Origin of the sequence: Kribbella qitaiheensis (genome assembly GCF_042657745.1) — a bacterium.
Taxonomy (GTDB): domain Bacteria; phylum Actinomycetota; class Actinomycetes; order Propionibacteriales; family Kribbellaceae; genus Kribbella; species Kribbella qitaiheensis.
The window spans coordinates 1-1391 of sequence record NZ_JBHSKE010000086.1 but is presented as its reverse complement, the minus strand read 5'-3'; the positions used below and the strand labels follow the sequence as shown (position 1 = coordinate 1391).

Below are 1391 nucleotides of genomic sequence, written 5' to 3'. Positions count from 1 at the left end.
ATAGCGGCCGAAGGGCCTTGACGCCGACGCTGTTCGGCGCACGATCTGGAACAGCGGAGAAGAGTCTGGGGTAGCTCCCGTGGAGGGGGGTGGCTGTGTGTGGACATCGCGCTCGTCATGGCCGGGTTGTCCTCCGGCGCCGGCAGGCCCGGGGTGTGGGCTGCTGTCATCCCTTCGCCGCGGTCAGCAGCGGCATGATGGGGTTCGCAGTGTGCTGGTCGGACGGGATCAATCAAGAGGACGACCGCGCCACCGGCTGGTGGGGGTCTTGACCCACACGATCCGCGTCGACCGGTTCGCGGCGACCGCTGTTCATGCCGCGGTCGCGGGTTGGTGAGTGGTGTCCAGGGCACGGTCCAGGGCGCGCACGTGGTGGTCGCGCAGCGCGTAGTAGACGTACTCGAGTTGGCGGCGGGCGGCCGCGACGACACCGATGTTGTGGCCGCGGCGGGCCGCGACCCGGTCGCGGAACTGGCCGACCAGCGTGGTGTCGGGCAGGACCTGCACCGACTCCACGACCGCCCACCGGACCAGCCGGGATCCCTGCTTGGTGATCCGGCCACGATGGACATGGGCATCGGACTCGTGATGCACCGGCGTCAGCCCGGCCCAACAGGTCAGCTGCTCGGCCCGGGTAAACCGGGTGACGTCGCCGATCTCGGCGACCAGCACCGCGGCCAGACTCGGGCCGATCCCGGGGATCTGCTGCACCGCGACATACCCCGGATCGCCCGCCAGCCGGCCCCGCACCATGCCGGCCACGTGGTCGATCTCGAAGTCCAGCCCGTCGATGACCCGGCGCAGCGACCCGATCCTGGCCGCATACGGCCCAGCCAGATCCAACCCGTCCAGCAGCGCAGTACCGCCGACACCGAACAGGTCACTGACCGCGACCTGCACCCCGCACTTGGCCAGCACCGCGTGCACCTCGGCCTTGCAATGCGACCGCAACCCGACCAATTTCTGGCGGTGCCGGACCAGCTCTCGCAACTCCCGGACAGCCGGCGGCGCGATCCACGCCTCCGGCAGCCGACCCATCCGCAACAGGTCGGCCAGGTCGGCGGCATCCCGCTCGTCGTTCTTCACCCGCCGATAGGTAAACGCCTTCACCCCCAACGGATGCGCCAAATGCACCCTCGCGCCCTGCTCCCGCAACGCATCCACCGCCCAGTACCAGCCATACGTGGCCTCCAACACCACCTCCGGACCCTCCCCGGCCCGGGCGATCACCGCCGCCAACCGATCCACATCGTTGACGATCCGGACCCGCTCCAACACCTGCCCGTCACCCGTCATCCGCACCAGCACCGACCGGCGCCGATGCAGATCCATACCCACAAACTGCCGTCCCGCGTAGCCTTCCATCAGGGGCCTCCTTCATCGTGAAAACG

General features: G+C 69.2%; 1 protein-coding gene. It reads right to left on the bottom strand.

Annotation, left to right across the window (positions count from 1 at the left end; all coding sequences use genetic code 11):
* Positions 1–312: 312 nt before the first annotated feature.
* A complete protein-coding gene (locus tag ACFPJ1_RS43250; RefSeq protein ID WP_380112275.1) occupies positions 313–1332 on the bottom strand; it encodes an IS110 family RNA-guided transposase in 1020 nt (339 codons plus the stop codon).
* Positions 1333–1391 lie beyond the last annotated feature (59 nt).